The organism is Micromonospora sp. NPDC047756 (genome assembly GCF_055587245.1).
This window is the reverse complement of the sequence record NZ_JBVJGQ010000008.1, coordinates 293,062-317,592: the sequence shown is the minus strand read 5'-3', so window position 1 is coordinate 317,592 and position 24,531 is coordinate 293,062. Positions and strand designations below refer to the sequence as shown.

Annotated in this window: 17 protein-coding genes and 1 pseudogene; 12 read left to right on the top strand and 6 right to left on the bottom strand. The window is 72.4% G+C overall.

Annotation, left to right across the window (positions count from 1 at the left end):
- The first annotated feature begins 47 nt into the window (after positions 1 to 47).
- The 4 genes from ACZ6NZ_RS27095 (at position 48) to ACZ6NZ_RS27080 (ending at position 3,823) form a co-directional block, all read left to right on the top strand.
- Positions 48 to 815 (top strand): methyltransferase domain-containing protein, encoded by a 768-nt coding sequence (locus ACZ6NZ_RS27095; RefSeq protein WP_465860840.1) that lies wholly within the window; start codon positions 48 to 50, stop codon positions 813 to 815.
- Entirely contained in the window at positions 812 to 1,984 is a 1,173-nt protein-coding gene (locus tag ACZ6NZ_RS27090; protein ID WP_465860839.1) for an alkaline phosphatase family protein, read from the top strand. Before ACZ6NZ_RS27095 ends, ACZ6NZ_RS27090 begins: the two co-directional genes overlap by 4 nt.
- A gap of 64 nt (positions 1,985 to 2,048) precedes the next feature.
- A complete protein-coding gene (locus ACZ6NZ_RS27085) occupies positions 2,049 to 3,308 on the top strand; it encodes a DNA polymerase IV (protein ID WP_465860838.1) in 1,260 nt (419 codons plus the stop codon).
- Positions 3,309 to 3,424: 116 nt separating this feature from the next.
- The gene (locus ACZ6NZ_RS27080) at positions 3,425 to 3,823 is read left to right on the top strand and encodes a DUF3040 domain-containing protein (protein WP_030334542.1); all 399 of its coding nucleotides are present in this window, start codon (positions 3,425 to 3,427) and stop codon (positions 3,821 to 3,823) included.
- Positions 3,824 to 4,387: 564 nt separating this feature from the next.
- Here ACZ6NZ_RS27080 and ACZ6NZ_RS27075 read toward each other — a convergent pair.
- From ACZ6NZ_RS27075 to ACZ6NZ_RS27065, 3 genes are read right to left on the bottom strand one after another with little or no spacing between them, the layout of a single operon-like run.
- The gene (locus ACZ6NZ_RS27075; RefSeq protein WP_465860837.1) at positions 4,388 to 6,859 is read right to left on the bottom strand and encodes a transglutaminase TgpA family protein; all 2,472 of its coding nucleotides are present in this window, start codon (positions 6,857 to 6,859) and stop codon (positions 4,388 to 4,390) included.
- Positions 6,860 to 6,875: 16 nt separating this feature from the next.
- Positions 6,876 to 8,174 carry a DUF58 domain-containing protein gene (locus ACZ6NZ_RS27070; protein WP_366608782.1) on the bottom strand — a complete coding sequence of 433 codons (1,299 nt, stop codon included), beginning with the start codon at positions 8,172 to 8,174 and terminating at the stop codon, positions 6,876 to 6,878.
- 1 nt (position 8,175) lies between these two features.
- Entirely contained in the window at positions 8,176 to 9,231 is a 1,056-nt protein-coding gene (locus ACZ6NZ_RS27065; RefSeq protein WP_366608781.1) for an AAA family ATPase, read from the bottom strand.
- Positions 9,232 to 9,656: 425 nt separating this feature from the next.
- Between ACZ6NZ_RS27065 and leuS the strand changes: the two genes are divergently transcribed.
- A complete protein-coding gene (gene leuS / locus ACZ6NZ_RS27060) occupies positions 9,657 to 12,497 on the top strand; it encodes a leucine--tRNA ligase (RefSeq protein WP_465860836.1) in 2,841 nt (946 codons plus the stop codon).
- 263 nt (positions 12,498 to 12,760) lie between these two features.
- On the opposite strand, the gene ACZ6NZ_RS27055 is transcribed toward leuS, so the two are convergent.
- Genes ACZ6NZ_RS27055 through ACZ6NZ_RS27045 form a run of 3 tightly spaced genes read right to left on the bottom strand, consistent with a single transcriptional unit; the run spans position 12,761 to position 15,397 of the window.
- The gene (locus ACZ6NZ_RS27055; protein WP_465860835.1) at positions 12,761 to 13,444 is read right to left on the bottom strand and encodes a TVP38/TMEM64 family protein; all 684 of its coding nucleotides are present in this window, start codon (positions 13,442 to 13,444) and stop codon (positions 12,761 to 12,763) included.
- The gene (locus tag ACZ6NZ_RS27050) at positions 13,441 to 14,160 is read right to left on the bottom strand and encodes a type 1 glutamine amidotransferase (protein ID WP_355007678.1); all 720 of its coding nucleotides are present in this window, start codon (positions 14,158 to 14,160) and stop codon (positions 13,441 to 13,443) included. Before ACZ6NZ_RS27050 ends, ACZ6NZ_RS27055 begins: the two co-directional genes overlap by 4 nt.
- Positions 14,150 to 15,397: a MurT ligase domain-containing protein gene (locus tag ACZ6NZ_RS27045; RefSeq protein ID WP_355007801.1), complete on the bottom strand. Its 1,248-nt coding sequence runs from the start codon at positions 15,395 to 15,397 to the stop codon at positions 14,150 to 14,152. The genes ACZ6NZ_RS27050 and ACZ6NZ_RS27045 overlap by 11 nt, the downstream gene beginning before the upstream one ends.
- A 355-nt stretch (positions 15,398 to 15,752) precedes the next feature.
- On the opposite strand from ACZ6NZ_RS27045, the gene mraZ reads away from it, so the two are divergent.
- The 7 genes and pseudogenes from mraZ (at position 15,753) to mraY (ending at position 24,437) form a co-directional block, all read left to right on the top strand.
- Positions 15,753 to 16,184: a division/cell wall cluster transcriptional repressor MraZ gene (gene mraZ / locus ACZ6NZ_RS27040; RefSeq protein ID WP_030488958.1), complete on the top strand. Its 432-nt coding sequence runs from the start codon at positions 15,753 to 15,755 to the stop codon at positions 16,182 to 16,184.
- Positions 16,185 to 16,390: 206 nt separating this feature from the next.
- Positions 16,391 to 17,501, top strand: a pseudogene (rsmH, locus tag ACZ6NZ_RS27035) (16S rRNA (cytosine(1402)-N(4))-methyltransferase RsmH).
- The gene (gene ftsL / locus ACZ6NZ_RS27030) at positions 17,491 to 18,096 is read left to right on the top strand and encodes a cell division protein FtsL (RefSeq protein WP_465860834.1); all 606 of its coding nucleotides are present in this window, start codon (positions 17,491 to 17,493) and stop codon (positions 18,094 to 18,096) included. The pseudogene rsmH and the gene ftsL overlap by 11 nt, the downstream one beginning before the upstream one ends.
- A 3-nt stretch (positions 18,097 to 18,099) precedes the next feature.
- Positions 18,100 to 20,307, top strand: coding sequence for a peptidoglycan D,D-transpeptidase FtsI family protein (locus ACZ6NZ_RS27025; protein ID WP_465860833.1), 2,208 nt, complete (start codon positions 18,100 to 18,102; stop codon positions 20,305 to 20,307).
- Positions 20,308 to 20,359: 52 nt separating this feature from the next.
- A complete protein-coding gene (locus ACZ6NZ_RS27020; protein ID WP_465860832.1) occupies positions 20,360 to 21,922 on the top strand; it encodes a UDP-N-acetylmuramoyl-L-alanyl-D-glutamate--2,6-diaminopimelate ligase in 1,563 nt (520 codons plus the stop codon).
- Positions 21,919 to 23,316, top strand: a complete 1,398-nt coding sequence (locus tag ACZ6NZ_RS27015) for a UDP-N-acetylmuramoyl-tripeptide--D-alanyl-D-alanine ligase (RefSeq protein ID WP_465860831.1) — start codon at positions 21,919 to 21,921, stop codon at positions 23,314 to 23,316. Before ACZ6NZ_RS27020 ends, ACZ6NZ_RS27015 begins: the two co-directional genes overlap by 4 nt.
- On the top strand, positions 23,313 to 24,437 hold the full coding sequence (gene mraY, locus ACZ6NZ_RS27010; protein WP_030334519.1) for a phospho-N-acetylmuramoyl-pentapeptide-transferase: 1,125 nt from the start codon (positions 23,313 to 23,315) through the stop codon (positions 24,435 to 24,437). The genes ACZ6NZ_RS27015 and mraY overlap by 4 nt, the downstream gene beginning before the upstream one ends.
- Positions 24,438 to 24,531: the final 94 nt, after the last annotated feature.

The following is a 24,531-nucleotide window of genomic DNA, read 5'->3' as shown; positions in this document are numbered from 1 at the left end:
CGTGTGGTGGGCGCCCCCGCCACACGCCCACACCATCACCGGGCCGAGTGACTAGGCTCGGCCGGGTGGAGCAGACCCGAGGCCGGTTCGCCGAGCCGCCGCTGACACCCCGCACCGCCGTGATCTGGTCGGTGCTCCGCGCCGAGCTGGACCGGCGCGGCGACGCCGAGCTCACAGTGCTGGACGTGGGCGGCGGCACCGGTGGTTTCGCCGTTCCGTTGGCCCGCGCCGGGCACCGGGTCACCGTCGTCGACGCCAGCCCCGACGCGCTCGCCGCGCTCACCCGCCGCGCCGCCGAGGCCGGGGTGGCCGACCGGATCGCCGCCGTGCAGGGCGACGGTGACGCCCTAGCCGGGCTGGTCGAGCCGGCCGGCGTCGACCTGGTGCTCTGCCACGCCGTCCTGGAGGTGGTCGACGACCCGACGCCGGTGGTGACCGCGCTGGCCACCGCGCTGCGCCCGGGTGGCGCGGCCAGTGTGCTGGTGGCCGGCCGGGCCGCCGCCGTGCTGGGCCGCGCGATGAACGGGCACCTGGACGTCGCGACCACCCTGGCCGCCGATCCGGCCGGCACCGCCGGCCCGCGCGACACGCTGCGCCGACGCTACGACGCCGCCACCGCCGCCGCGCTGCTCGGCGCCGCCGGGCTGGAGGTCGAGGAGATCCACGGGGTACGCGTGCTGGCCGACCTGCTGCCGGCCGCCGTCGCCGACGGGCAGTCCGCGGCCGTGGTCGAGCTGGAACGGGCGCTGGCCGCCCAACCGCCGTACCGGGACCTGGCCGCCCAACTGCACCTGTTCGCCCGCCGGCCGGCATGATCGCCGAGGCCGGTGGCCAGCCGGCAGCGCTGGACATCCTCGGGCCGGGTCACGGCGGCGGTCGCCTCGCCGACGTGCTGCCCAGCGCACTGGCCGTGCTCGGGGTGCCCGGCTCGACCGACCCGCTCGGGCTCCGGCCCGCGCTGGCCGGGGTACGCCGGATCGCGGTGCTGCTCGTCGACGGGCTCGGCTGGTACCAGCTGCCGACCGCGGCGCCGTACGCGCCGACTCTCGCCGGACTCGCCGCGACGGTGGCCCGGCCGCTCATCGCCGGTTTCCCGTCCACCACCCCGACCAGCCTGGTGTCGCTGGGCACCGGCGTCGCGCCAGGCGCACACGGTGTGCTCGGCTTCACCGTGCGGGTGCCCGGCACCGAGCGGGTGCTCACCCACACCGACTGGGCCGCCGATCCGTCGCCGCTGTGCTGGCAGCCGGTGCCCACCCAGTTGGAGCGGGCCCGCGCCGCCGGAGTCACGACGAGCGTGGTGAGCCGGCCGGAGTTCGGCGGCAGCGGGTTGACAGTGGCCGCCAACCGGGGTGGCGACTTCCGGGGCGCCGCCGGCGCGGACGCGGTGGCCACCGCCATGCTGGCCGCGCTGACCGCCGGGGCCGGGCCCACCCTGGTCTCCGGCTACCACGCCGACCTGGACCGGCACGGCCACCTCAGCGGCGTCGACTCGGCACCCTGGCGGGTCGCCGCGACCGAGGTGGACGCCCTTCTCGCCCGACTGGTCGACGGGCTGCCGCCGGACGCGGCGCTGCTGGTGACCGCCGACCACGGGCAGCTCGACATCCCCGCCGCGCACCGCTTCGACCTGGACACCGACCCGCGACTGCGCGCAGGCCTGCGGCTGGTGGCCGGCGAGGCCCGGGTCCGCTACCTGCACGTCGAGCCGGGCGCGGTGGACGACGTGCGGGCCACCTGGTCGGAGGTGCTGGGCGCCACGGCCCGGGTACGCACCCGCGACGAGATGGTGGCCACCGGCTGGTTCGGGCCGGTGGCCGAGGAGCACCTGGGTCGGATCGGCGACGTGGTGGTGATCTGCAACGACACGTACGCGGTCATGGCCAGTCGCACCGAGCGGCCGATGGCGTCGAAGTTGGTGGCCTACCACGGGTCGGACACCGCCGCGGAGCTGACCGTACCGCTGCTCGTCGTCCGGGGCTGACCCAGGCGGACGGTTCGGCCCGCCGGCCGACGGTGGTGTCGTACCTCCGGGTTAACCTGCCGGGATGGGTCGCAGCCAGTCGTTGCCCCGGGGCGACGATCCGCGCTTCGGACCGGACGCCGACGACTCCGCCAGCCCGATCCTGCACGTCGACATGGACGCCTTCTTCGCCGCCGTCGAGGTGCGCCGTCGCCCGGAGCTGCGCGGCCGGCCGGTGGTCGTCGGCGGTGTCGGCCCGCGCGGGGTGGTCAGCTCGGCCAGCTACGAGGCCCGCCGGTACGGCGTCCGCAGCGCGATGCCGACCAGTCAGGCCCGGGCCCGCTGCCCCCACGCGGTCTACCTGCCACCGGATTTTTCCGCCTACACGGCCGCCTCCCGGGCCGTCATGCAGATCTTCCGGGACGTCACGCCGCTGGTCGAGCCGCTCTCCCTCGACGAGGCGTTCCTCGACGTGACGGGTGCCCGTCGGCTCTTCGGCTCCCCGGCCACCATCGCCCGGCTGATCCGTCGCCGGGTCGCCGACGAGCAGGCGCTGACCTGCTCGGTCGGGGTGGCCCCGACCAAGTTCGTAGCCAAGCTCGGCTCCACCCGGGCCAAGCCGGACGGCCTGCTGGTCGTGCCCCCGGGGCAGGTGCTCGACTTTCTGCACCCGCTGCCGGTGGACGCCCTGTGGGGGGTGGGGGAGCGCGCCGCCGAGGCGCTCCGCCGACTCGGTCTGGCCACCGTCGGCGACCTCGCCGAGGCTCCGGTCGGCATGCTCCGCCGAGCCGTCGGTGCCGCCTCGGCCTCGCACCTGCACGAGCTGGCCTGGGGGCGCGACCCGCGCGGGGTCAGCCCCGAGCACGTCGACAAGTCGATCGGCGCCGAGGTGACCTTCGACGTCGACGTGGCCGACCCGCTGGAGATCCGCCGTGCGTTGCTCGCGCTCAGCGCGAAGGTCGGTGTCCGTCTGCGCGGCTCCGGGCAGGTCGGGCGCACCGTCTCACTCAAGGTCCGGCTGGCCGACTTCCGCACCGTCAGCCGATCTCGCACCCTCGACGTTCCCACCGACACCGCCCGCGAGATGTTCGACACGGTATGGGCGCTCTACACCGCATTGGACCCGGGCGAGCGGATCCGACTCGTGGGTGTCCGGGTGGAAGGGCTCGCCCCGGCGCAGGGCGCCCCCCGGCAACTCACCCTCGGCGCTCCCGAGCGCGGGTGGCGCGAAGCGGAAGCTGCCGCGGACGCCGCGGCTGCCCGTTTCGGGCGGTCCGTCATAGGTCCGGCCAGTCTGATGGGCGACCGTGATCCCCGTCGAAACGAAAATCCACCCCGCCCATAGGTCGTCCCGCTTTCCGACGCGCGAGCCCCCTCGTAGACTTGCGGGTAAGCAGCCGGTTGGCTGCCACGGTCTGTCGGCCCGAGTGGGCCCGACCAACGTGACCGGGGAGGAGTGCCGTGCCGCTCTCGGAGCACGAGCAGCGGCTGTTCGAGCAGATCGAGCGGTCGCTTGCCGAGGACCCCAAATTCGCCTCGGCCGTGCGCGCCAGCGATCCGCGCTTCCATGCGCGGCGTCGCCTGCTCGTCGCCGCCGGCGTCATCATCGCTGGCTTGGCTCTACTGGTCTATGGCGCGGTGATCAAGACTCCACCACTGGCGGTGGCGGGCTTCGTCGTCATGCTGGCGTCGGCCGCGTTCGCGGTGCAGTCGCACCGGCGGGCGCAGTCACCCGACCTGCACGTGGTGGGCGGCACGACGAGTCGTCGTCGTCCCCGCGGTGGCCGATCCGGTCGCCGGTCGTCAATCCTGGACCGCATGGAGGACAGGTGGCGGCAGCGCCCGGAGGGGCACCGCTGAGCCGGTCCCGCCGCTGAGGCGGGCCGTACGCCGCGACGAGCGGTCGCCGGGCACAGCCCCCGGCGACCTCCGTCGTATCCGCGCGCCCTCTGCCGCTGCCAGCGTCCCGCCGCCGCGCCTGCTCTCGTCGCTGTGCCGGCTGCGTCGCCGCACCGCCGCGCTGGCTCTCGGTGCCGCGCTGGCCGCGTCGCCCGGCTGGCCGCGTCGCGTGCCGGCACCTGACGCATGATCATGTGATGAAAAGTAGGCACCGAAGGTCCGAGAGACCTACTTTTCATCACATGATCATGGGAATGGTGAGCCGGGCGTAGGGATGGTGAGCCGGGCGTAGGGATGCCGGGCTGGGCTGGGCAGGCTGGCGCGATGGGCTGGGCAGGCTGGCGCGATGGCTGGGCTGGCTGAGTTGGGCTGGGTTGGGCCGGGCTGGGCGGGCTGGGGCTGGGCGGGGCGGGCTGCGCTGGGCTGGGTCGGGCGGGCTAGGACGGGCGGGGCTGGGACGGGCTGGGACGGGCTGGGTTGGGACGGCGGCGGGTGAGTCGCCGTCCCAACCCAGGGACCGGTCGGTCAGCGAGCTGCCCGGCCGGCCAGCAGCCGTCGAGGATTCCACCGCAGCAGTCGGTACCGGGCCTGCCCGGTGAACGCCACCATCCGGCTGGACCTGTCGGCCATGCTGGTGCGCCAGCGCAGCAGCACCGAAGGCGGCAGCACGGCGGCGCGCAGGCGGGTCCGTCGGTCCGCCTGTGTCGCGAGCGCCGCACGGACCGCTCGCAGCGCCGGCAGCAACGGCTCACCGGTCAGCGGATCCCGCGCGTAGCGGGCCCGCTCCTCGGCCCGGCCGAGCAGCCGCGCCGACCCGATCGCGTCGTCATCGTCGAGGGAGTCCCGGACCAGCCGGTCCGCGGTTGCCCTGGGCGTCTCGGTCGGATCGACCGGCACCCGGAAGTCGACAAGCGTGTCGAGCAGCTCCGCCCAGGCGGCGTGCGCGTCCGCGCGGGCCCGGTTGGCGTCCGCGCTGACCACCACCGGACGTGCCCCCGGCTCGCTGTCGCCGCCGACCGTGGCGGAGGCCATCGCCCCGCTCGTCGCGCGACCACTGCGTCGGCGGCGCAGGGCCATCCGGCGCAGCGCGGGCACCGCGAGCAGCAGCAGCAGGGCCACCAGGCCCGCTGCCCACCAGGGCCAGACCGGTGGCTGCTCGTTCGGCGTCGTCCCGCCGAGAGAGAGCCCGTCGTCGGCGTCCCGGTCGGCGTTGTCCGGGCCGGTCGGCTCCGTCGAGGCGCCCGGGTCCGTCGGGGCGCTCGTGGCGCCGGAACTCGGGCTGGGCTCCTCCGGCGCGTCAGTGTCCGGTGCCCAGGCCGACCGGGTGGAGCCGGGCACCCCGTACGCCGGGGTGGCGTCGAACGGCACCCAACCGGCCCCGTCGAAGTAGACCTCGGTCCAGGCGTGCAGGTTGAGGTTCGTCAGCGTGAAGGTGTCACCGTCGCGCTTGCTGCCGTTGGTGAAGCCGAACGCCACCCGGGCCGGAATGCCGGCCGAACGGACCAGCCACGCCATCGCGGCGGCGTACTGCTGGCAGTAGCCCACCTTGTTGGTCAGGAAGTTGACGATGTCCTGACCGCTGCTGCCGCTCTCGGTGCTCAACCGGTAGCTGAAACCGTTGTCCGCCGAGAAGTGCTGGTAGATCGACAGCACCCGGTCGTAGTCCGTGCGCTTGCCCTGGATCAGGCCCTTGACCAGTTCCTCCACCTCGGGCACCGGCCCGGGGGTGGCGGTCATCTGTCGGCGTAGGGGGTGCTCGGTCGGCAGTGATCGCGCGGCCCGCAACGCCTCGGGCGTGAAGGTCGAGCGGACGTAGTCGAAGGAGTACTTCCGACCGCGGGAGTTCTCCCGGTTGGAGAAGACGACCTGCTGGCCGGTGTCGTAGAGCCAGTTGTCGCTGAGGTCGTCGGCGCGGGTCGGTTCGGCGTAGACCGGCATCAGCGACATGCTCAAGCTCTTGGTGACCTCGACGGTCGCCTTGTAGGTGGTCTGCTGCACGCCTGGACCGGCCCGGTCGGCCGGGTTCGGCAGGTCCCGGTTGACCGACCGGCCGCTGGGGTTGCGCGCCTGGAAACCAGCGGGTCGTAGCTCGTCGGCGACCGCGTAGCGCAGGTAGAACGGGTTCTGCTCGGACGTCTTGACCTTGACCAGGTCGGCTACCTGGGACTGGTTGAGCTGGCCGGCGAGCGAGGCGAACAGGTCGATCCGACCCGACGTGCCGCCCGAGCCGGACCCGTTGCCGGTGCCGTTGCCCGGCCCTCGGCTCAGCGAGTCGAGCAGTCCGCCGGTCATGCCGGGCACCGCCAGCGGCAGCACCACCGCCAGGGCCACCCCGACCGCCGCGAGCCGGCGGCCGGCGGACGCCAGCGGAGAGGCCTCCCACACGTCGACGTCGCGGCCGTCACCGGTGAACCGCCGCCCGAAGCGGCGCACCCGGTCGACGTTGTCGGTGACCAGCAGCCAGAGGTAACCGGCGGCGCCCACCACGAACGGCACGGCGGGGACGCTGTCCACGTAGACGGCGACCGGCACCGAGTAGATGGCGAGCATCGGCAGCCCCGCCAGTGCGGGCCGGCGCAGCCCCACGGCCAGCACGTCCACCAGCACGGCGACCCCGCCGACGCCGAGCACGGCGATGAACAGCAACGGGTCGGTGTCCGGGACCTCGACCCCGTACGAGCGCATGTCCTGCATGGAGCCGGCGAGCAGGTCGCCGAAGTACGCGAACGTGCCCGGGGTGGGCAGGATCGCGAACAGCTCCTGGCCGCTGGGGAACAGCCAGGTCAGGGCGAGCATCAGCCCGGCCAGCATGCCCAGCACCTGACCCCACAGCGGTGCCCGGGCGAGGCGGGTCAGCGCGGCCACCCCGGCCACCACAGCAACCGCGATGATGGACTCGATCAGCCACGTCCAGCCCTGGAAGATGGCCGACAGCGGCGCGGCGGCCAGCAGCGTGGCAGCGGCCGCCACCATGCCGATGTTCCGACTGCTGATCATGAGGGGAGCCTTCCGTTCATCGCACGCCGCCGGCGACGGTCTCGGCCAGCGCGGCCCGCAGGGCGAACCCCTGGGCCCCCCGACCGGCCTGCGGCCACAGCGCCGGCAGCCGGCCGCCGTGGTCGACGCCGACCACCCGCCAGCCACTCTGCACCATGGCGAGGACGGCGGCGGCGTGCGCGTGCTCCGCCTCGCTGCGCGCCTTCTCCGGCAGGCTGAGCCAGGTGGAGCTGTTCAGGAGGAAGCCGACGCAGGTGGCGCCGTTGCCCCGCAGCCCGGCCAGTACCTCCGCCTCGGCGACGCTCACCGCGCCGAACAGGCCGATGATCAGGCCGCCGTCGGCGCGTTGGCGGACCCGCTGCACCAGGCCGGTGACCTCGGCACGCTGGTCCAGTCGCACCTCCGCGAGGTGATCGAGCAGCGTGCCGTCCCCGCCGGCCTCCGAGGCGTCCACATCCGCCCCCGAACCGGTGACCAGGCGCAACTTGTAACCGGCCTGCCGCAGGTGGACGGCGATGCTCGCGGCGGCCGAGACCGACCACTCGAAACTGGCGGTCGGCCCCTCGCCCCGGTGGCCGTACGCCCGGGTGTCCAGGACGACGGTGGCGCGGCTCTCCCACGGTTGCTCCTCGCGACGCACCATCAGCTCACCGGTGCGGGCGGTGGACTTCCAGTGCACCCGGCGCAGGTCGTCGCCGCGCCGGTACTCCCGGGTCGCCGCGTCGTCCTCGCCGTGCACGGCCACCGAGCGGGCCCGGCTGTCGCCGCTGCCCGCGTACTCGCCGGGGAGCCGGACCGACGGCAGCGGGGTGACCTGCGGGATGACCGTCAGGTGGTCGGTGCTGGGGAAGGAGCGGGTGAGTTCACAGAGGCCGAACGGATCGGTCATCCGGACGACCAGCGGGCCCACGTCGTAGCGGCCCCGCACGTCGGCCCGCACCGTGTACGCCACCGAGCTGGCCTGGTGAGCGCCGAGTCGCTCCAACACCACCCGGGGTCGGCTGCCCAACGCGTAGGGCAGCCGGTCTTCCAGGAGCAGGGTGCCGGTCGGCAGCCGGGAGAGGTTCTGTAGGCGCAGCACCACCCGGGAGTTGGCGCCGACCGGAACCCGGTGCGGGTCGAGCGAACGGTTGCAGGCCAGCTTGTAGCGGCTCCGCCCGACGTAGGCGGCGGCCAGCAACGGCAGGATGGCCAACAGCACAGCCACCCGGAGCAGGTCCTTCTCGCCGAGGATGCCGGCTGAGATCGCCGCCGCGACCGCAGCGGCAAGAAAGGACCGGCCGCGGGTGGTCAGCCCGCGTAGCCCGGCACGCACGTCATGGCCTCCGCGGCTCGTAGGGTGCGCGACCGTTGCCGGTGGCGGGGGGCCGGGTGTCGTACGGATTGCGCTGCCTGTCGTGTGGCAGCGGCAGGCGGTGCACCAGCTCGGAGACGATCGCGTCGGTGGTGCGCCGGGCGAGCTGCGCGTCGGCGTTCGGGATGATCCGGTGGGCCAGCACCGGCACCGCCAGGGCCTGAAGGTCGTCGGGGAGGACGTAGTCGCGGCCCTCCAGGGCGGCCACCGCCCGGGCGGTGCGCAACAGTTGCAGGGTCGCCCGGGGGGACGCGCCGAGCCGGAGGTCGGGGGCCTCGCGGGTGGCGGTGACCAGGTCGATCGCGTACTGCTTGACGGCGTCCGCCACGTGCACCTGCCGGACGGTGGCGATCAGCTGTCGGACGATGGCCGCGTCGGCGACCGCGCGCAGCTCGTGCAGCGGGTCGGTGGCGCCGTGCCCGTCGAGCATGGCCAGCTCGGCGTTGGAGTCCGGGTAACCCATCGCGATGCGGGCGGTGAACCGGTCGCGCTGCGCCTCCGGCAGCGGATAGGTCCCCTCCATCTCGATCGGGTTCTGGGTGGCGATCACCATGAACGGGGTCTGGAGCTGGTACGTCACCCCGTCGACGGTGACCTGCCGCTCCTCCATGCACTCCAGCAACGCCGACTGGGTCTTCGGCGAGGCCCGGTTGATCTCGTCGCCGACCACCAGGTTGGCGAACACGGCCCCGGGGCGGAACTCGAAGTCGTGCGTCTCCTGGTTGTAGACGCTGACGCCGGTGACGTCGCTGGGCAGGAGGTCGGGGGTGAACTGGATCCGTCGTACCGTGCAGTCGATGGACCGCGCGAGGGCCTTGGCAAGCTTCGTCTTGCCGACACCCGGGACGTCTTCGATCAGGAGGTGACCCTCGGCGAGCAGGACGGCCAGGGCGAGCCGCACGGTGGCGGTCTTACCCTCGATGACCTGCTCGATGTTGGCCACGATGGCCTCGCTGGCGGCTCGGAACTCGTCGTGCGGCAACAGGCCGCCCACCTCGTCCCAGGTCTGTTGTGTCACGGGCCTCCTCCTCGTCGCCGTCACGGCAGCTCTCTAGAGAGCACCTGGACCCGCCGTTGGGTTCGCGACGTCGAGCCTCGTATGCCGCAGGAATCTCACTAGTCTCTCAGGCTAACCATGTTTGTCGTTATCGCCGACCCCCGCAGGTAGTCCGTCGGTTACTCCCCGGAATATTCGCCGGCCAGCCGAGCGTGGTCGCTGAGCCCCCGGCTGTCCGGCCTCGGCGGTAGTGGCGCGTCAGCGGACCGGGCGGCGAGGTACACTGCGGGGCATGGCCGGAGTCTTCCTGCTTCTTACCGGGCCGTGCTGATGCGCTGAACCCAGCGACAGCACGGCGGCCCCTCCTGCGCGAGGGGCTTTTTTGTGCCCTCCGCCGGCCCGGCCCGGTGGTGCCGAGACGAAGCGAAGCGAAGCGAGGAGAGACGATGAGTGAGGCAGCCGCACCGGCGGGCGACATCCCCCCGTTCCGGTACACCGCGGCCCTGGCCGACGAGATCGAGATTCGTTGGCAGGACACCTGGGCGCGCGAGGGCACCTTCCACGCACCGAACCCGACCGGCCCGCTGGCCGACCCGACCCACCCACGCGCCGGCGCGGAGAAGCTGTACGTGCTGGACATGTTCCCGTACCCCTCCGGAGCGGGGCTGCACGTCGGCCACCCGCTGGGCTACATCGGCACCGACTGTTACGCCCGCTACCAGCGGATGGCCGGTCGCAACGTGCTGCACGCGATGGGCTTCGACGCGTTCGGCCTGCCCGCCGAGCAGTATGCGGTGCAGACCGGCACCCACCCCCGGACCACCACCGTCGCGAACATCGAGCGGTACAAGGCGCAGCTGCGCCGGCTGGGGCTGGCGCACGACGAGCGTCGTTCGGTGGCCACCATCGACACCGACTTCTACCGCTGGACCCAGTGGATCTTCCTGCAGATCTTCAACTCCTGGTACGACAGCGAGGCTGGCCGGGCCCGCCCGATCGCCGAGCTGATCGCCGAGTTCGAGGGCGGTAACCGGCCCACCCCAAACGGCCGGGCCTGGGCCGAGCTGAGCGTCGCCGAGCGCCGCCAGGTCGTCGACGACCACCGCCTGGCGTACGTCTCGCAGGCGCCGGTGAACTGGTGCCCGGGGCTGGGCACCGTGCTGGCCAACGAGGAGGTCACCGCCGACGGCCGTTCCGAGCGGGGCAACTTCCCGGTCTTCAAGCGCAACCTGAAGCAGTGGATGATGCGGATCACCGCCTACGGCGACCGGCTGCTGGACGACCTGGACAGCCTGGACTGGCCTGAGCCGATCAAGCTGATGCAGCGCAACTGGATCGGTCGCTCCCAGGGCGCCCACGTCGACTTCCCGACCAGCGCGGCACCGGTGCGGGTGTTCACGACCCGTCCGGACACCGTCTTCGGGGCCACCTACATGGTGCTGGCGCCCGAGCACGAGCTGGTCGACACGTTGGCCCCGGCCGCCTGGCCGGACGGGACGAGGGACGCCTGGACCGGTGGGCACGCCAGCCCCCGGGAGGCCGTCGAGGCGTACCGCAAGGCGGCGGGCGCCAAGACCGACGTCGAGCGGCAGTCCGACACCAAGGAGAAGACCGGGGTCTTCATCGGCGCGTACGCCACCAACCCGGTCACCGGCGGGCAGATCCCGATCTTCATCGCCGACTACGTGCTGGCCGGCTACGGCACCGGCGCGATCATGGCGGTGCCGGCGCAGGACGAGCGGGACTGGGCGTTCGCCGAGGTCTTCGAGCTGCCCATCGTCCGTACCGTGCAGCCGGCGGAGGGCTTCGACGGCAAGGCGTACACCGGGGACGGCCCGGCGATCAACAGCGCCGCGCCCGAGCGCGGCCTGGACCTGAACGGCCTGGGGGTCGCCGACGCCAAGGCGGCGATCATCGCCTGGTTGGAGGCGAACGGGCACGGCACCGGCGCGGTGACCTACCGGCTGCGTGACTGGCTGTTCTCCCGGCAGCGTTACTGGGGCGAACCGTTCCCGATCGTCTACGACGAGACCGGCGCGGCCATCGCCCTGCCGGAGGAGATGCTGCCGGTCGAGCTGCCGGAGGTGGACGACTTCTCCCCGAAGACGTTCGACGCCGACGACGCCGACAGCAACCCGGAGACCCCGCTGTCGCGGCGGCGCGACTGGGTCGAGGTCGAGCTGGACCTGGGTGACGGGCCGAAGCGCTACACCCGGGAAACCAACGTGATGCCGCAGTGGGCCGGCTCCTGCTGGTACGAGCTGCGTTACCTGGACCCGACCAACAGCGAGCGGTTCGTCAACACGGAGAACGAGCGGTACTGGATGGGTCCGCGCGGCGACGGCGACTGCGGGGGCACCGACCTGTACGTCGGTGGCGCCGAGCACGCCGTGCTGCACCTGCTGTACGCGCGCTTCTGGCACAAGGTGCTGTTCGACCTGGGGCACGTGTCGTCGTTCGAGCCGTTCCGCAAGCTGTTCAACCAGGGCATGATCCAGGCGTACGCGTACACCGACTCGCGTGGCAGCTACGTGCAGGCCGAGGACGTGGTCGAGCGCGACGGCGCGTACTACCTGGAAGACCTGGTGGTCAACCGCGAGTACGGCAAAATGGGCAAGTCCCTGAAGAACGTGGTGACCCCCGACGACATGTGCGCCGCGTACGGCGCGGACACCTTCCGGGTGTACGAGATGTCGATGGGCCCGCTGGAGGTCTCCCGCCCCTGGGAGACCCGGGCGGTGGTCGGCTCGTACCGGTTCCTGCAGCGGGTGTGGCGGGCCGTCGTCGACGAGCAGACCGGCGACCTGCGGATCACCGAGGACCCGGCCGACGAGGCGACCCGCCGGCTGCTGCACACGGTGATCGACGGGGTCCGTGGTGACATGGACGCCATCCGGTTCAACACCGCGATCGCCAAGCTGATCCAGCTGACCAACGGGCTGACCGGCCTGTCGGCCACGCCCCGCGAGGTGGCCGAGCCGCTGGTGCTGATGGTCGCGCCGTTCGCCCCGCACCTGGCCGAGGAGTTGTGGCGCAAGCTGGGCCATGACACCTCGCTGACGTACGCGGACTTCCCGACCGCCGATCCGGCTCTGCTGGTGGCCGACACGGTGACCTACCCGGTGCAGGTCAACGGCAAGGTCCGCGGCCGGGTCGAGGTCCCCGCCGACGCCTCCGAGGAGAGCGTCCGCGCGGCGGCCCTGGACGCGGTGGCGGCGACCCTGAACGGCAAGGAGCCGCGCAAGGTCATCGTGGTCAAGGGCCGGATGGTCTCGGTCGTCGCCTGACAACGGTGCCCCGCGTCGTGAGCGAGACGCACAGTAACCTCCACCGAAGCGAACACTGAAACGAGCGTGATGACTCAGAGACATCAATATGTCTCTGAGTCATCACGCTCCTCGGCGCATCCCCCGCCCCGCCCCGCCTCCGCCCCCGCCCTCCGCCTCCGCGATCTTGCAGTTTCGGTGCGGGTTATGCCCTTTTTGTTCAGTAATGCCGGGACAGAAAGTGCAAGATCGCGGAGGTTGGGGACGGGATGGGGCGGTCGGGGTCAGACCGGCATGGTGCGGCGGCGGCGCTCCGCGCGCCACCACTGGTGGATGAGCACCAGGCTGGCGATCAGGCCGAGGCTGGCCGGGGCGGCGGCGTACCAGTTGACGTGGCCGGGGGAGCTGACCGCAGCGCCGATCGCCGCGTAACCGAAGGCGGTCGGCGCGGACGCGATCACGCTGCCGGCCAGGAACGGCAGCACTCGGGCGCCGGTCGTGCCGTAGCCGTAGCTGACCAGGCCGAAGCCGGCGATCGGCAGCAGCCGGACGGTGACCACACCGAGCACGCTCTGCCGGGCGAACCAGCCGTCGAGGCGGGCCAGTCGACCCCGGACGCGTTCGGCCACGAACTCCCGACCGAGCAACCGGCCGACAGTGAACCCGATCGCCGCCGCCACCAGCGCGGCGCCCAGGGCGTACGCGGCACCTTCCAGCGGGCCGAAGATCGCACCCGCGGCGAGTGTGATGAAGGTCCGGGGCACCAGGGCTACAAGCAGCAGCGCGCCACCGAGGATCGCCGCCACCGGGGCGAGGTCGCCCAGCCGGTCGGCGACCAGCGGCAACTGCGCCGGATCCGGCCGGGGCACCAGCAGCAGCAGTAACCCGCACCCGCCGATCAGCAGCACGAGCAGGGCGAACCGGGCGGCCGGCGGCTGCCGCAGCAGCCGCCGGACGGCACGGATCATGCCCGAGCGGCGGCCACCGCGGAGCGGCGCTCGTTGCGGAGCCGGTCCGACCAGGTGTCGTCCAACGGCGGCAGCTGGTGCGCCCCGGTGGCCCAGCGCAGCAGCAGGTCGGCCAGGGCCGGGTTGCGAGCCAGCGCCGGCCCGTGCGAGTAGGTGCCCAGCAGCTTGCCGCGCCACGCGCCCTCGGTGGCGCTGTCGTTGCCGACCCCGGCGGTGACCCGGGCCAGCGGCGAGACCTCCGGACCGAGGTGGGTGCGGCCGCCGTGGTTCTCGAAACCGGTCAGCGGGGGCAGACCCAGCCGGGGGTCGATCTCACCGGCCAGCTCGCCCACGGCCCGGCTCTCGCCCCGGTCGGAGTGCAGGTCGAGCAGCTCCAGCCCGCGGCACTGCACACCCTTGGCGAAGAACGAGGTGCCGAGCAGCTGGTAGCCGGCGCAGACGCCGAACACCACCGAGCCCTGCGCGACGGCGCGGTGCAGGCCGCCGTCGGCCAGCAGCCGCTGGGCGCCGAGCGCCTGCGGGCCGTCCTCGCCGCCACCGACCAGGTAGATGTCGGCGGTCGCCGGCAGCCGTTCGTCGGAGCGGACCTCCAGCACCTCGACCGGCATCCCCCGCTGACGGGCCCGCCGGGCGAGGATCAGGGCGTTGCCCCGGTCGCCGTAGGTGGAGAGCAGGTCGGGGTAGATCCAGACGATGCGCAGACTCTCAGATGACACGGTCCAACTCCGCTCGGATGTCCTGGAACGCGGTGTAGTTCGCGATGACCTCCAGCCGCCCGGGCGGGACCGACCGGAGGGCGTCGTCGAACGTGCGGACGTGCTGGAACGGCACGTCGTTGACGTCCAGTCGAACCGCCAGGTCGTATGCCCGGTCGCCGGTGATCAGCACCTGCCGGCCCCGGAGCGGGGCGAAGTCGACGTCGTAGAGCCAGGAGGTGTCCAGACCGTCGGGATCGCGCGCGTTGATGGAGAGCAGGGTCGGCGCGTTGTCGGCCATGTCGAACGCCTCCAGCCAACTGGCCGGGTTCTTGGCCAGCAGCAGCCGGATGTTGCGCCCGTCCTTGTCGACCTGCGCGTAACGGCCTGCCACCGAGGTGACGATGCCGAGGCGGGACACCGCGTCGACCGGGCGGACGCCGAACTCGGCGGCCACCGCCAGCGCTGTCGCGGCGTTGCCGAGGTTGACCTTGCCGGGCAGCTGGAGGGAGACCTTGTGCCAGGCGCCGGTGGGATCGAGCACACCCTCGTCCTCGACGACCCAGTGCGGCTCCGGTCGGCGTAGCGGGCAGCCGGTGCACCACCACTGCTCGCCGGAGCGCTGGATGGTGGAGCCGCACTCCGGGCAGACCCAGGAGTCGTCGTGCCACCGCTGGCCGGCACTGAACCACGTGACGTGCGGCGGGTTGATGCCCCGGGCGGGATCACCCGGTGGGGTGGCGGCCCACACCACCAGCGGGTCGTCGGCGTTGGCCACCACCCGTACGTTGGTGTGCCGGACCAGCGCCGCACGCCAGAGCTGCGCCATCATGGCGACCTCCTTGGCGCGGTCGAGCTGGTCGCGGGAGAGGTTCAGCAGCGCGACCACGTGCGGCTCGGTCGCCTCCAGCACCTGTGCCAGGTAGTGCTCGTCGACCTCCAGCACCGCGTACGGGGTGCTGCCGGCCTTGGCCAGCGCCGAGGTGTGCCCGCTGGGCATGTTGGCGCCGAACGAGTTGGTGGCGACCCGGCCGAGCACGCCGACCGCGGCGGAGGTCAACCGGGTGGTGGTGGTCTTGCCGTTGGTGCCGGAGACGAGCGCGATCGCGCGCCCGGCCGACAGGTGGGCCAGCAGGTCCGGGTCGATCTTCAGGCCGATCCACCCGCCGATCACTGAACCGTCGCCACGGCCGGCCGCCCGGGAGAGCGCCGCGGCGGTCCGTGACACGGAGCTGGCCACCTTGGCCCGTAGGGGCATTTTCGCGTCCGTCACGCGAGCGAGGTTACCGGACCGCCGGCCTCGCCAGATCGCCGCCGACGGTGAACCGTTCGGCCGTGGTGACCGCGCGGGCGGCCGGGTCGGCGTCCCCCGGACGGAGTCGATCAATGTCGGAAAGCGGACCACGCCGAGGGGCGGCTGAAGCCCTCCACTCCGCTCCACCCCCTGTGACGTGCGGTTTTGTCCTCGGGCCAGGCGCGCCACGCGGGCGAATTTGGTTGCGGGTGGAGGGAAGTGGAGTAGAGTGGGGACCAATGGTGAGGCCGGGAGGGCTCACCGGCCCGGGGGGTCAGCGGCGCCGCGAACGCCGCTCAAGGGCGAGGGGGTTGGGCCGATGTTTCTCGGCACCCACACTCCGCGCCTGGACGAAAAGGGCCGGTTGATCCTTCCGGCCAAGTTTCGGGATGAGCTGGCGGGGGGTGTCGTGGTCACCAAAGGGCAGGAGCGCTGCCTCTACGTCTTCCCGACCCCTGAGTTCCAGCGGATCGCGGAGCAGTTGCGCGCACAGCCGATGACCCACAAGGCGGCCCGTGCCTACAGCCGGGTCTTCTTCGCCAGCGCGCACGACGAGGTTCCGGACAAGCAGGGCCGGGTGACCATCCCGGCTCACCTGCGGGCCTATGCCGCACTGGACCGCGAGTTGGTCGTGATCGGCGCGAGCACGCGGGTGGAGATCTGGGACAAGGTCGCCTGGGAGACCTACCTCGCCGAGAGCGAAGACGACTTCGCCGACATCGAGGAGGGGGTGCTGCCCGGCGGTCTGTAGGGCGGCAACGGCGCCCGACGTACTGCGAGATCTCCAGCCGCTTTCGAGTTCCTGGCATCACTTCCCCGGTGCCAGGCGCACGATCCGGTCATTGGGCGACGGTCCGGTGTCAGGCGGGAGCGGATGGGGATCTGGCGGTACGACGGCAGCGCCGTCCGACGACAGGCGCACGAGAAGAACGGACGTTTCAACCAGTGGGGGTCATCATGGGGGAGTTGCGCGGCACACACGTGCCGGTGCTGCTCGAGCGGTGTCTCGAGCTGCTGGCCCCCGCGCTGGGTCGAGGCGGCCGGACGGTCTACGTCGACGCGACGCTCGGTCTGGCCGGGCATGCAGAGGCGGTGCTCGAGGCGCATCCGGAGACGGTGCTGATCGGGCTCGACCGGGACACCGAGGCGCTCGCTCACGCGCGGGTCCGGCTGGCCCGGTTCGCTGACCGGGTGCACCTGGAGCACGCCGTCTACGACGAGTTGCCGGACGTGCTGGACCGGCTGGGCTATCCGGCCATCGACGGCATCCTGTTCGACCTGGGTGTCTCGTCGTTGCAGTTGGACGCGCCCGACCGGGGGTTCGCCTACGCCCAGGACGCGCCGTTGGACATGCGGATGGACCAGACCCGGGGGGTGACCGCCGAGGAGGTGGTCAACACGTACGCGCACCCGGACCTGGCCCGGGTGCTGCGGGTCTACGGCGAGGAGAAGTTCGCAGGCCGGATCGCCTCGGCGATCATCCGGCAGCGGGAGCGGGCCCGGATCACCTCGTCCGCGCTGCTGGCGGAGCTGGTTCGGGACTCCATTCCGGCACCAGCCCGACGAACGGGTGGGCACCCGGCAAAGAGAACGTTTCAGGCTTTACGGATCGAGGTAAACAGAGAGCTGGCAGCGCTGGAGACAGCGTTGCCATCTGCACTCGACGCGCTGACCGTGGGCGGTCGCATGGTGGTCCTGTCCTACCACTCGCTGGAGGACAGGCTCACCAAGGCGGCCCTCACGGACCGGGTTCGCAGTAAGGGCCCGATTGACCTCCCGGTCGAGCTCCCCGGGTCCGGTCCGACGTTCCGGCTGCTCAGCCGGGGCGCCGAACTGCCGGGGGAGGCGGAGGTCGCCGCGAACCCACGGGCCGCCTCGGTGCGGCTACGGGCCGCGGAGCGACTCGACCCGAACGCGACAGAGCAGGGGCGGACCGACCGCGAACGGTCTCGCCGACGGGTGAAGGGAATGCACCAACCGGGCACGGGGTCCGCCTGATCCGTGGGGGGTCAGGGGCACCGGGACGGCTAGAGGGACGGACGTTGAGGGGGAGGGACATGAGCATTGACAAGCGCGACCGCCGGGACGTCACCGGCGGCGGGCAGCGCGCACCGCGGTCGGGGGGCCGGACCGCGGCGGAGCGGGCTCCGCGCCTCGGTAACGGTACGTCACGCATCGATCGAGTGAACCGGCAGGGGGAGACTCGCGCCCGGGGGGCGCGCGAGTTCCCGACTCAGGGCACCGCCGCGCTGCGACCGGTCGAGAAGGCCGCCAGCGCCACCGGTGCCCGGCCGCCGCGGCTGCGGGTGGCGCCGCCGCCGCCGATCTCGGTGCCGCGTGCGCCGTTCGCGGCGCTGATCGTGGTGCTGGTGGTCGGCGGGGTGCTGGGCATCCTGGCGGTCAACACCAAGATCAATGAGAACGCGTTCCGGCTGGAGCGGTTGCAGCAGCAGCAGGCCCGACTGGACCTGGAGAAGCAGGAACTGGACAAGCAGATCGCCGACGCCGAGGCGCCGGGCAACCTGACCGCCGAGGCACGGCGGCTGGGCCTGGTCGACGCCGGCGAGCCGGGCTACATCCGACTGCCGGACGGCAAGACCATCGGGGTGCCGCAGCCGGCGAACGGCCAGCCGTCGGTGACCAGCCAGGGTGCGGGAGGCTGACCGGTGCCACCAAGGTCGGACGAGCCGCGCCGGGACCCTACGGGGTCCCGGCGCGGTTCTGCGCGTGACGCCCGGCCCGCCGACGGCGAGCCACGCACCGGCGAGCCGGGCATCGGGGGCATCTCCGGCGCCCGGGCGTACACCCCGAGGGGCCGGACCGTCCGCGAGGAGCGCGGCACGCCGGCGCGCGGTCAGGGCGCCGAACAGCGGCGTACGCCGCGCAGCAGCCGGTCCGGTGACCCGTTCCGGCCGGCGTTGCAGGTGCTCGACGGCGGTCGGGCCGCCGCCCGGGCCGGCCGGCGCGACGCTCCGGCCGCCGGACGCGGTGGGGTGGTGCGCACCGTCACACCGCGTACCCCCCGTGGCCCGGGTGGCGACGAGCCGCCGCCGCGTCGCCGGACCACGCCCCGCGCGCCGCGGCGCACCGACCGACCGGCGGCCCGGCGGCCGTCGCGCAAGCCGCGACGCCCGCCGAAGCTGGCCGACTCGCGGCTGCGGCTGCGGCTGGGCACTGTGCTCGCCCTGACGCTCTTCGCCACCATCGGGATCCGACTGATCTACCTCCAGGCGGTCGACGCTCCGGCGTACGCCGGTGGCGGCATCGTTGATCGACTCCGCACCGTTGAGTTGCCGGCACCGCGGGGCGCGATCTACGACGGCACCGGCGCGGCGCTGGCCCGCAGCGTCGAGGCGAGGTACGTGTACGCCGACCCGACCGAGGTGGAGGATTCCGCCGCCGTCGCCAAGGCGCTCTCCCCGCTGCTCGGCATCGCGGTGTCGAAGCTCGTCGAGCAGATGAAGCCCCGCAAGCTGGAGAACGGCAAGTCGTCCACGTTCGCCTACCTGGCCCGAGGCGTGGAGATCTCCACCGCCAAGCGGGTGCAGGCGCTGGAACTGCCCGGCATCGGGGTGCACCGCGACGAGCGTCGCGAGGTGCCCGGCGGTGACCTGGCGGCCAACCTGATCGGCTTCACCAGCCAGGACATGGACGGGTTGGAAGGGCTGGAGGCTCGCTACGACGACGTGCTCGCCGGGCAGGACGGCAAACGGGTGTACGAGGCTGGCCTCGGCGACCTCGGAGCGCCGATCCCGGGCGGCTACAGCCGGACCACTCTCGCCAAGCCGGGCAGCTCGCTGGCTCTCACCCTCAACCGCGACCTGCAGTTCCGAACCCAGCAGATCCTCAGCGCGGGCATGGCCAAGGCGCCGGGCGGCACCGGCGCGGCAGTGGTCATGGAGATTCCCTCCGGCGCGGTGCTGGCCCAGGCCAGCAACCCGACGTACAACGCGGCGAAGCCGACGCCCAGCGACCCGGTGGCCCGGGAGGACGCCGCGACCAGCTTCGTGGTCGACCCCGGCTCGGTGCACAAGGCCATCACCTACGGCGCGGCGTTGCAGGAGGGGGTGATCACCCCGGACACCACGTTCCCCGTCGCCAACGGCATCAAGATGGGCGACACCTGGTTCCCCGACACACACCCGGCCGACGGCAAGCGGATGAGCATCCCGGGCATGCTCGCCTACTCGTCCAACGTCGGCGCCATCACTGTCGCCGACCGGCTCGGCCGGGACCGGCTGATCGACTACCAGAAGCGATTCGGGCTGGGCAAGCCCACCGGCGAGGGGATGCCCGGGGAGGCCAGCGGGCGCCTGTTGCCGGCCGACGAGTGGAGCGGTTCGTCGTACGGGTCGGTGCCCATCGGGCACAGCGTCGACGCCACACCGCTGCAGATGACCGCCGCGTACGCCGCCATCGCCAACAACGGTACGTACGTGCAGCCGCACCTGGTCAAGGAGGTGATCGGCCCGGACGGCAAGCGCACCCCCGCGCCGGCCCCGGTGACCCGGTCGGTGCTCAGCCCGCAGAACGCGGCGGCCCTGCGCACCATGCTGGAGGCGGTCACCACCGTCGACCACGCCACCGGCCTGACCGCCGCCGTCCCCGGTTACCGGGTCGCCGGCAAGACCGGGACCGGGTGGCGGCTGGTGAACGGCAAGAAGCAGCCCGGCGAGGTGTCGTCGTTCATCGGCATGGCCCCCGCCGAGAACCCCCGCTACGTGATCGCGGTCTTCGTGTACGCGCCCAACGGCGGGGGCGCGGCGATCGCCAATCCAGCGTTCCGCGACATGATGCAGTTCACTCTGCGTCACTACCGGGTGCCGCCCTCGACCGGCGGATCCGCGCCCAAGTTCGTGGTCTATCCGCCCTGAGCAGCGATGGCGGGACATCATCGGTGAGTGCCGACGAACCACCGGGGCGGCTGTGCGGCCGGAACCGGACGACCGGGTAGGGTCTGACGCCGTGCCCGGCAATCCACGTCCACGTACCGTGACCGGAGTCCGGCTCGGTGATCTCGCCGTCCGACTCGCCGTCGACCTTCCGGCGGATGCCGCCGCGGTGGTCGTCACCGGGGTCACCCATGCCAGCCAGGAGGTTCGCCCCGGCGACCTGTACGCGGCGCTGCCCGGTGCCCGTCGGCACGGGGCGGAGTTCGCCGCCGGCGCCGTCGAGGCGGGTGCCGTGGCGCTGCTGACCGACCCTGCCGGTGCGGAGTTGGCGGCGGGAACCGGCCTGCCCGCCCTGGTGGTGCCCGACCCGCGAGCCGTGCTCGGCGAGCTGGCCTCGGCCGTGTACGGCGACCCGACCGCCGATCTCACCGTGATCGGGGTGACCGGCACCGCGGGCAAGACGTCCACCGCGTACCTGATCGAGTCGGGGCTGCGGGCCGCCGGGCACACCACCGGACTGGTCGGAACGGTGGAGACCCGCCTCGGTGATCTGGTGATCGACAGTGTGCGTACCACCCCCGAGGCGACCGACCTGCACGCCATGCTGGCCACCGCCCGCGAGCGTGGGGTCACCGCCGTGGTCATGGAGGTCTCCAGCCACGCGCTGGCCATGGGCCGGGTGGGCGGGGTCCGGTTCGCCGTCGGTGGTTACACCAACTTCGGCTCCGACCACCTGGACTTCCACGCCGACAGCGACGACTACTTCGCCGCGAAGGCCCTGCTCTTCGACGGGCGCTGCGCGGTCGAGGTGCTCAACCACGACGACCCGGCGTTGAAGCCGCTGCTCAAGCCGGCCACCGTCACCTACTCGGCGGGCGGTGACCAGGGCGCTACCTGGTGGGCCGACGGGGTGAGCGGCGAGGGGTACGCGCAGCGGTTCACCGCGCACGGCCCGGACGGCGTGGCGGTGTCCGCCGGTGTCGCGCTGCCCGGCCGGCACAACGTGGCCAACGGGCTGCTGGCCATCGCCTCGCTCGTCGGTGCCGGGGTGGACCCGGGGACCGCTGCGACCGGTGTGGCTGCCTGCGGAGGCGTCCCGGGCCGGCTGGAGCTGGTCGACGTCACCGCGCCGGTGCGCGGGGTGGTCGACTACGCCCACAAGTCGGACGCGATCGTGGCCGCGCTCGCCGCGCTGCGCGAGTTGAGCGCCGGCCGACTGATCTGTGTGATCGGCGCCGGTGGGGACCGGGACCGGGGCAAGCGGCCGGTGATGGGCGCCGCCGCGGCGGAGGGAGCCGACGTGGTGCTGGTGACCGACGACAACCCGCGTACCGAGGATCCGGGGGAGATTCGCGCCGAGGTGCTGGCCGGGGCGTACCGGGCCGGCACGGCCGCTCGGATCATCGAGGTGGCGGGCCGCCGCGCGGCGATCGACGAGGCGGTGCGGCTGTCGGAGCCGGGCGACGTGATCGCGCTGCTCGGCAAGGGCCACGAGCGCGGCCAGGAGGTGGCGGGTCAGGTGCTCCCGTTCGACGACAGCATCGAGTTGTCCGAGGCGCTGCGGGCCCGCTTCGGGGACCTGGCGGGTCAGCGGTGATCACGCTGAGCCTGGCCGAGGTGGCCGCGGCGGTCGACGGGCGGCTGGTGGCCGCCGACCCGGCCGCCACGGTGACCGGTTCGGTGGAGTTCGACTCGCGCAAGGTGGGGCCCGGCTCGCTCTTCGTGGCCTTCCCGGGGGAGAAGGTCGACGGGCACGACTACGCGGCGACGGCGATCCAGGCCGGTGCGGTGGCGGTGCTCGGCAGCCGGGAGGTGCCCGGGGTGCCGATGGTGCTCGTCGACGACGCCCTGACCGCGATGGGCCGACTGGCCCGCGCGGTGGTGGACCGGCTGACCGGGCTGACCGTGATCGGCGTGACCGGCTCGTCCGGCAAGACCACCACGAAGGACCTGATCGGGCAGCTCACCTCCCGGCTCGGGGCCACCGTGGCGCCACCCGGCTCGTTCAACAACGAGCTGGGGCACCCGTACACCGCGCTGCGGGCCGACCCGGACACCCGTTACCTGGTGATGGAGAAGGGCGCGCGCGGGATCGGGCACGTCCGTTACCTGTGCGAGCTGGTGCCGCCCCGGATCTCCGTGGTGCTCAACGTCGGCACGTCGCACATCGGCGAGTTCGGCTCCCAGGACGCGATCGCCGTGGCCAAGGGCGAGCTGGTCGAGGCGCTGCCACCGGACGGGTTGGCCGTGCTGAACGCCGACGACCCACTGGTGGACGCGATGGCGGGCCGCACGCAGGCCCGGGTGGTCCGCTACGGCGAGGCGTCCGACGCCGACGTGCGCGCCGAGGACGTCACGCTCGACGAACGGGGTCACCCGTCGTACACCCTGGTCACCCCGGAGGGGCGCGCGCCGGTGCGGCTCCGACTGGCCGGTCGCCACCAGGTCTGGAACACGCTCGCGGCGGCGGCGGTCGCCCGGGAGCTGGGGATGCCGCTGGCCGAGCTGGCCACGGCCCTCGGCGAGCTGGGGCTGGTCTCGACCCGACGGATGGACGTCTTCGACCGCCCCGACGGGGTGACCGTGATCGACGACTCGTACAACGCGAACCCGGCCTCGATGGCGGTCGCGGTGCGGGCGCTGGCCAGCATGGGCCAGGGGCGGCGTACCGTCGCGGTGCTTGGTTACATGGCCGAGCTGGGCCCGTTCGAGTACGACGGCCACGCCGAGGTCGGCCAACTCGCGGCCGAGTTGGGTGTCGACCGGCTGCTCGTGGTGGGTGAGCCGGCCGCGCCGATTCACGAAGGCGCGACAGCGGTAGCAAACTGGGGAGGAGAGTCGGTGCTGCTCACCGATCAGGCGGCGGCCGTCGAGGTGCTGCGGAGCGAGCTACGACCGGGTGACGTCGTCCTGGTCAAGGGCTCCCGGTACCGGACCTGGGAGGTGGCCGACGCACTGCGCGCCGACGCCGGTGGGGAGCCGACCCGATGAGGGCGGTGATCGTCGCCATCGGGGTGGCCTTCCTCGTCTCGCTCTTCTGCACCCCGATCGCGATCAAGGTGTTCACCCGGCTCAAGGCCGGTCAGCCGATCCGGTCGGACGGCCCGGCCATGCACCAGGGCAAGAAGGGCACCCCCACGATGGGTGGTGTGGTCTTCATCCTGGCCACGGTGATCGCGTACGTGGCCGGGCACCTCGCCCTGACCACCCTGCCGGATCAGCAGATCGCCCAGGTGGAGCCGACCATCACCGCGCTGGTGCTGCTGGGGCTGATGGTCTTCTCCGGCGCTGTGGGTTTCCTCGACGACTTCCTCAAGGTGCGCAAGCGCAACAGTGCCGGGCTGAACAAGCGTGGCAAGTTGCTCGGCCAGATCCTGGTCGGCGCGGTCTTCGGGGTGATCGCGCTGTGGTTCCCGAGCACGATGACCAACGGCTCGGGCCTGGCGACAAACACCGAGACGGTGGGCAGCACCACGCTGAGCTTCATCCGGGACATCGACTTCCTGGAGGTCAGCAAGGTCGGCGCGGTGATCATTTTCATCTTCGTGGTGATGGCCGCGACGAACGGCGTCAACCTCACCGACGGCCTGGACGGCCTGGCCACCGGCGCGTCGGTGATGGTGCTCGCCGCGTACGCGCTGATCGCGTTCTGGCAGTACCGGCACTGGTGCGCCGACCCGAACTACACCCAGCCGTACTGCTACGAGGTTCGCGACCCGTTGGAGATCGCGTTGATCGCCGGGGCGGCGGCGGGAGCCTGTGTGGGCTTCCTCTGGTGGAACACCTCCCCGGCGCGGATCTTCATGGGCGACACCGGGGCGCTGGGGCTGGGCGGGTTGATCGCCGGCATGGCGATGTCCACCCGCACCATCCTGCTGCTGCCGATCATCGGCGGGCTCTTCGTGATCATCACGATGTCCGTGGTGATCCAGATCATCTCCTTCAAGACCACCGGTAAACGGGTGTTCCGAATGTCTCCGCTCCAGCACCACTTCGAGTTGGCCGGCTGGAGCGAGGTCAACATCGTGGTGCGCTTCTGGATCATCGCCGGCATCGGCGTGGCCATCGCCCTGGGCCTGTTCTACAGCGAGTTCCTCGCCAACATGACCTGACCCGCAGCCCCGCGCCCCCGCGCCCCACCCCCTCATCCGTCGATCTTGCACTTTCGGCTGGCGGAACGTCCTTTCCTGGGCGTTTTGCCGGTGC